The following is a 6256-nucleotide window of genomic DNA, read 5'->3' on the forward strand; positions in this document are numbered from 1 at the left end:
GCGTCAGGCGTTCAACGCCTTCTCCAGCTCGCCCTTCGACATGGTGGAGCGGCCCGGGATGTTCTTCGCCCGGGCCTTCTGCATCAGCTCGGCCTTGGTCGGGCCGCCGTCTCGGCTGCCAGTCTTATGCGAGGCCTTGCGCGCGGCGGCCGCCTTCTTCGCCACGTCCTTCGGCTGCTTCGAGTGCTGCTGGCCCTTGGCGCTGTCGGCGCGCTTCTTGGCGGTGGAGCGCTTGTACTCCTCGTCCGAGAGTTCCTCGCGGGCCTTCTTCGGCAGGTAGCGCTCGCCGGTCTTGCCGCTCTCCTTGCCCGACTTGGTGCCCCACTCCTCGTCGGTCCACTGCTTGAGGTGGTTGTCGGACGACTTCTTGCCCTCGTAGCCGCCGCCCTCCTCCTTGTATTCCTGCACGGCCATCTGGGCCTTGCGGGCCGACCACTGGCCGGGCTTGCCGCCCTTCGAGGAGCGCGTGACGTCCTTCTTCACCTTCTCCCACAGCTTCGGGTCGGACTTCTTGGCGGTGCCGGCCATGTTGGACTCCTCTTGTCGTCTGCTTCGATCTGGCAGCACAACCGGGGCGGTGCGGGCCGGGTTCCTCTGGGGTGGGGGTGGGCGGGCAGGTTCTCCTGTGGACGGCCGAACGACACGAGACCGTCGCGAATCGTGCGGCATCGTCCTGCGTCTCGATCGTCCTGCATCCCGATCGCCATTGCCGATTGACTCGACGGTCCCTCGCCCGCAATCACCACCCGCGCCGTTCGGCATCGGCCGGTCCGCGCCACGGAGTTCTCGCCCATGACCCGCAAGCACAGCCCGAGCGTCTTCATCGACGGCGAGGCCGGCACGACCGGTCTCGGCATCCGCGAGCGCCTGGGGGCCTTCGACGACATCCAGCTGCGATCGATCCCGCACGAGAGCCGCAAGGACCCGCAGGCCAAGCGCGCGCTCCTGTCCGAGGTCGACCTCGTGGTCCTCTGCCTGCCCGACGACGCCTCGCGCGAGACGGCGGCGCTGGCCGATTCGCTGCCCGGCGGCGGCCCGCGGCTGCTGGACGCCAGCACCGCCTACCGGGTCGACCCAGCCTGGACCTACGGCTTCGCCGAGCTGGCGCCCGAGCAGGCGACCGCGATCCGGTCCTCGCGCCGCGTCTCCAACCCGGGCTGCTACCCGACCGGCGCCATCGCGCTGCTGCGCCCGCTGATCGATGCCGGCCTGGTCCCGGTCGATTTCCCCGTCAGCATCAACGCGGTATCGGGCTACAGCGGCGGCGGCCGCAAGATGATCGAGGCCTACGAGGCCGGCGAGGCTCCGGCCTTCCAGCTCTACGGCCTCGGCTTCGGCCACAAGCACCTGCCGGAGACCCAGAAATACAGCGGCCTGACCCGCCGGCCGATCTTCGTGCCGTCGGTGGGCAATTTCCGGCAGGGCATGCTGGTGTCGATCCCGCTCCACCTCGACCTGCTGCCCGGCACGCCGCGCGTCGCCGACCTCGAGGCGGCGCTGTCCGCCCGCTACGCCGGCGCCGGGCTCGTCAAGGTCGTGGCCGCGGCCGAGGACGGCGCCGACCGCGAGCGCATCGAGCCCGAGGCGCTGAACGACACCGACACGCTCGAGCTCCGGGTGTTCGGCTCCGATGCGCACCGCCAGGCGGTGCTGGTCGCGCGCCTCGACAACCTCGGCAAGGGCGCCTCCGGCGCCGCGGTGCAGAACCTGCGCCTGATGCTCGACCTCGACTAAGTGCACCTCACAAAACTCCCGCCGCTCTGACGCCGCCACAGCGAGCGACGACGGCGGTCGGGAGTTTTGTGAGAGACACTAGGCGGATTGCGCCGAAGCGGTGACCGGTTCGGCGCCGAAAATCTGCGACAGAATAAGACCCTGAGCGAGCGAAGCGTTGGCCTGCCGACGCAGGTCTGCCTAGGATCGAGGGCCGGGGGGCAAGAAAGCCCTCCGGCTTTCCGCCGGGATTACCCCCGCGGCGGGATCTCCAGACCCCGCTGCACCGCCGGCCGGGCGAGCCCCCGCTCCAGCCAGGCCGGGACGGCCGCGAGCGCGTCGTACTCCACCAGCTCCCGCGCCTCGTAGAAGCCGATCAGGTTGCGCACCCAGCCGAGCATCGCGATGTCGGCGATGGTGTAGTCCGCGCCCATGATCCAGTCGCGGCCGGTGAGCCAGGTCTCCAGCACCCCGAGCAGGCGCTTCGACTCGTCACGGTAGCGGTGGAGAGGCCGCTTGTCCTCGATCTCCCGACCGGCGAACTTGTGGAAGTAGCCAAGCTGGCCGAACATCGGCCCGACCGCCGCCATCTGGAAGAACAGCCACTGCGCGGTCTCGTAGCGCCCGGCCGGGTCGGCCGGAATCAGCCGCCCGGTCTTCTCGGCGAGATAGAGCAGGATTGCGCCCGATTCGAACAGCGCGAGCGGCTTACCCCCCGGCCCCTCCGGATCGATGATCGCCGGGATCTTGCCGTTGGGGTTGAGCGACAGGAATTCCGGGAGCCAGGTCTCGTTCTTACCGATCTGGATGGTATGGGCCTCGTAGGGCAGGCCGAGCTCTTCCAGGGCGATCGACACCTTCACGCCGTTCGGGGTCGGGAAGGAGTAGAGCTGGATCCGGTCCGGGTGCCGGGCCGGCCAGCGGGTGGTGATCGGAAAAGCGGAGAGGTCGGGCATCGCGGGGAAGCTCCCTGGAGGGCCTGCCACGATACCCGACCCCGCCGGCCTGCGTCAGTCCTTGGCGGCGAAGTGCGCGGCGATCCGCGGCAGGTGGTCGGCCCCGTGCCCCGCCTCGGCGACGCGATCGAGATCGGCCAGCACCCCGGCGGCGACGGCCCGCTCGGCGCCCAGCCCCTCGGCCATCGCCACGTAGTAGCTCAGATCCTTGCGCGCATTGGCGATCGAGAACTGCATCGGCGAGGAATCGCCCGAGATGAGGAACGGCGACAGGCGGTCGAGGGCCGCGCCGTGGCCGCCGCCCTTCCTCAGCACCTCGACCAGCACCTCCGGGGCGATGCCGGCGCGTCCGGCGCAGGCCGCGGATTCGGCGAGCAGGGTGACGAAGCCGAGCGAGACGTAGTTGTGCAGGAGCTTGAGGGTGTGGCCGGCCCCAGCCTCCGCGCCGGCATGGAAGATGTTCTCGGCGAAGGCCGAGAGCAGCGGGTGCATCGCCTCGAACAGGTCGGGCTCGGCACCGACCAGCAGGTTGAGGCGCCCCTCCGCCGCCTCCTTCGGCGTGCGGGTCATCGGCGCGTCGAGGAAGCGCCCGCCGGCCTCGCGCACGGCGGCCGCGACCCGCGCCGTCGAGGCCGGCACCGCGGTCGAGCAATCGACCACCACCGTGCCGGGCCGCAAGGAGGCGAGCACGCCCCCGTCCCCGAGAAGAACGTCCTCGACCTGCGGCGTGCCGGTGACGCACAGGATGACGACCTCGCTCGCCGTCGCCAGCGCCGTCCGGTCGGGATGGCGCGTCGCGCCGAGGGCGTCGAGGTCGTCCGTCGGCTGGTTGCCCGGATGGTCGAGGTAGCCCAGCGGCCAGCCCTTGCGGGCGAGGTTGAGGGCGATGCCGTGCCCCATCAGCCCGACGCCGACGATTCCGACGCGCTGCTTGCTCATGACGATGTCTCCGTGAGGGATAGGGGGTCAGGCGAGGGCCCGGCGCACGGCGTCGGTCACCTCGGTGCAGGTCGCGGCCCCGCCGAGGTCGCGCGGCACGGCCCGCCCCTCGGCGAGCACCGTGCCGACCGCCGCCTCGATCCGGTCGGCCGCGGAGGCGAGAGCCGCGTCGGCCTTCCGCCGGCCGAGCCAGCGCAGCATCATCACCCCCGACAGGATGGTGGCGATCGGGCTCGCGGCGTTCTGCCCGGCGATGTCGGGCGCCGAGCCGTGGGCGCCCTGGAACAGGGCGTGAGCGTCGCCGATCTCGCCCGAGGGCGAGATGCCCATCCCGCCGACGGTGGCGGCGCCGAGATCCGAGATGATGTCGCCGAACATGTTCTCGGCCACGATCACGTCGTAGCTGTCGGGCCGCTTGAGCATGTGGACGGTGATGGCGTCCGCGTACGCGTAATCGATGGCGATGTCGGGGTATCCGGCATGCACCTCGTCGCAGATCCGGCGGAAGAAGGCGTAGCTGCGCAGGATGTTGGCCTTGTCGCAGACTGTCACCCGCCGCTGCCCGTCCCGCGGGGCGCCGTTGCGCCCGGCGGCGAGGTCGAAGGCGAAGCGCGCCACCCGCTCGGTGCCCTTGCGCGTCACCACCAGGCTGTCGGAGGCGATCTCGTCGCGCAAAACCACGCCGGCGCCGCGGCTGGCATAGAGCCCCTCGGTGTTCTCGCGCACGATGACGTAGTCGATGCCGCCACCCTCGAAGGCGCGCAACGGCGAGAGCACGCCGGGCAAAAGCTTGATCGGCCGGACATTGGCGTAGAGGTCGAGGCGGAAGCGCAGGCGCAGGTGCAGGTCGTTGCCGACCTCCGTCCCGTCCGGATAGACCACGCCCGGCAGGCCGGCCGCCCCGTGCAGGATCGCGTCGGCGTCGCGGCAGCCCGCGAAGGTGTCGTCGGGCAGGACGTGCCCGCTCTTGGTGTAGTGCCCGGCGCCGCCCTCCAGCATCTCGAAGGCGAGGGTGCCGGCGCCGCAGGCTTCCGTCAGCACCGCCATCGCCGCCTGCGTCACCTCGGGCCCGATGCCGTCGCCCTCGATCGTGGCGATGCGATACTGCGCCATCTCTCCGCTCCTCCCCGGCGATCCGCGTTCGGCGCGGACCCTTTGCGGGAGCGCCTACCATGGCGCCGCGGATCGCGACATCCGGTCCGATGCATGCGAGGGTCCACGGCACGGGATCCCCGTCGAGGGATCCGCGCCGGGGAGGAGCCGCCGATGACGGGAGAGCCGTTCACCTACCACGTGCCCGAAGCGGCACTCGCCGACCTGCGCGAGCGCCTCGCCCGCACCCGCCTGCCCGACCAGGCGCCCGAGGCGCCCTGGACCTACGGCACGGACGTGACCTACCTCGCCGACCTGATCGCCTATTGGCGCGACGGCTTCGACTGGCGCGCCGAGGAAGCAGCCCTCAACGCCTTCCCGCAGACCATCCAGCGCATCGGCGAGATCGACATCCACTGCCTGCACGTGCCGGGGCAGGGGCCGAACCCGCGCCCGCTCCTCCTCTGCCACGGCTGGCCCGGCTCGGTGTTCGAGTTCCTCGACCTCATCCCGCGCCTGACCGACCCGGCCCGCTTCGGCGGCCGGCCGGAGGACGCCTTCACGGTGGTGGCGCCCTCGCTCCCCGGCTACGGCCTGTCGTTCCGCCCGGGCCAGCCGCGCCTCGGCGTCGAGGAGATCGCCGATCATTTTTCGGAGCTGATGACGCGGCTCGGCTACGAGCGCTTCATGGCGCAGGGGGGTGATTGGGGCGCCTTCATCACCACGCGGCTCGCCTGGCGCTACCCCGAGCGGGTGGAAGGCCTGCACCTCAACATGCTGCCCGTGCGCCGCGACCTCTCGGGCCGCGACGCGACGCCGGAGGAAGCCGCACACTACGAGCGCGTCGGCGCCTGGCTGAAGGAGGAGACCGGCTACCAGTGGATCCAGGGGACCAAGCCCCAGACGCTGGCCTTCGCGCTCACCGATTCCCCGGCCGGCCTCGCCGCCTGGATCGTGGAAAAGTTCCGGTCCTGGTCGGATTGCGACGGCACGATCGAGACGGCGATCCCGCGCGACAGGATGCTCGCCAACATCGCGCTCTACTGGTTCACCGGCGCCATCGGCTCGTCGTTCCATCCCTACCATTCCCGGATGCACCGGCCCTGGCCGGTCCCGGACGGCGAGAGGGTCCGGGTGCCGACCGCCTACGCGGCGTTCCCCCGGGAGATGGTCCGCCCGCCCCGCTCGCTCGCCGAGCGAACGATGTTCGCGGATCTCCGCCGCTGGACCGAGATGCCGCGCGGCGGCCACTTCGCCGCCCTCGAGCAGCCGGATCGCCTCGCCGAGGATATCCGCGCGTTTGCGGGCGCGCTGCCGCGATAGCGTCTGCCGCCCCGGGGTTACGCGGCGTGCACCGACGCCGCAGGGGTCGAGCCGGAATCCGGGTACGGTCCCCTCCCCTCTCCGCCCGCCCTCCCGGGGTCCGGTCCCGTGTTGACAGGGGAGCCGGCTACCCTTAGACAGCCGCTCACCGACGGGGCGCCGACGAACTGGTTGCCCCGCCGCACCTCCCCAGAGACGAGCGAGCAAGGGCCAGGGCAACCCGGCGCTGCTTT

At 71.2% G+C, this 6256-nt stretch carries 6 protein-coding genes; 2 read left to right on the forward strand and 4 right to left on the reverse strand.

From position 1 onward, the window contains the following. Positions 1 to 3: 3 nt before the first annotated feature. Positions 4 to 528: a DUF5872 domain-containing protein gene (locus tag BMX97_RS02510; protein ID WP_091745024.1), complete on the reverse strand. Its 525-nt coding sequence runs from the start codon at positions 526 to 528 to the stop codon at positions 4 to 6. Positions 529 to 792: 264 nt separating this feature from the next. Here BMX97_RS02510 and argC point away from each other — a divergent pair, with 264 nt between their 5' ends. After that, on the forward strand, positions 793 to 1734 hold the full coding sequence (gene argC / locus BMX97_RS02515; RefSeq protein WP_091745026.1) for an N-acetyl-gamma-glutamyl-phosphate reductase: 942 nt from the start codon (positions 793 to 795) through the stop codon (positions 1732 to 1734). Between the two features lie 230 nt (positions 1735 to 1964). On the opposite strand, the gene BMX97_RS02520 is transcribed toward argC, so the two are convergent. Genes BMX97_RS02520 through BMX97_RS02530 form a run of 3 tightly spaced genes read right to left on the reverse strand, consistent with a single transcriptional unit; the run spans position 1965 to position 4721 of the window. Then, a complete protein-coding gene (locus BMX97_RS02520; RefSeq protein WP_091745027.1) occupies positions 1965 to 2669 on the reverse strand; it encodes a glutathione S-transferase N-terminal domain-containing protein in 705 nt (234 codons plus the stop codon). A gap of 54 nt (positions 2670 to 2723) precedes the next feature. After that, positions 2724 to 3608, reverse strand: a complete 885-nt coding sequence (locus BMX97_RS02525; protein ID WP_091745029.1) for an NAD(P)-dependent oxidoreductase — start codon at positions 3606 to 3608, stop codon at positions 2724 to 2726. 27 nt (positions 3609 to 3635) lie between these two features. After that, a complete protein-coding gene (locus BMX97_RS02530; RefSeq protein WP_091745030.1) occupies positions 3636 to 4721 on the reverse strand; it encodes an isocitrate/isopropylmalate dehydrogenase family protein in 1086 nt (361 codons plus the stop codon). A 153-nt stretch (positions 4722 to 4874) separates the two neighbouring features. On the opposite strand from BMX97_RS02530, the gene BMX97_RS02535 reads away from it, so the two are divergent. Beyond that, positions 4875 to 6023, forward strand: a complete 1149-nt coding sequence (locus tag BMX97_RS02535; RefSeq protein ID WP_091745032.1) for an epoxide hydrolase family protein — start codon at positions 4875 to 4877, stop codon at positions 6021 to 6023. The last annotated feature ends 233 nt before the right edge of the window (positions 6024 to 6256 follow it).

This window comes from Methylobacterium sp. ap11, from assembly GCF_900110515.1.
GTDB classification, from domain to species: Bacteria; Pseudomonadota; Alphaproteobacteria; order Rhizobiales; family Beijerinckiaceae; genus Methylobacterium; species Methylobacterium ajmalii.

Bases quoted from the DNA above. Each gene is read 5' to 3' on its own strand.
- BMX97_RS02510 (WP_091745024.1), bottom strand. From the start codon at position 528: ATGGCCGGCACCGCCAAGAAGTCCGACCCGAAGCTGTGGGAGAAGGTG.
- BMX97_RS02520 (WP_091745027.1), bottom strand. From the start codon at position 2,669: ATGCCCGACCTCTCCGCTTTTCCGATCACCACCCGCTGGCCGGCCCGG.
- BMX97_RS02525 (WP_091745029.1), bottom strand. From the start codon at position 3,608: ATGAGCAAGCAGCGCGTCGGAATCGTCGGCGTCGGGCTGATGGGGCAC.
- BMX97_RS02530 (WP_091745030.1), bottom strand. From the start codon at position 4,721: ATGGCGCAGTATCGCATCGCCACGATCGAGGGCGACGGCATCGGGCCC.
- BMX97_RS02535 (WP_091745032.1), top strand. From the start codon at position 4,875: ATGACGGGAGAGCCGTTCACCTACCACGTGCCCGAAGCGGCACTCGCC.
- argC (WP_091745026.1), top strand. From the start codon at position 793: ATGACCCGCAAGCACAGCCCGAGCGTCTTCATCGACGGCGAGGCCGGC.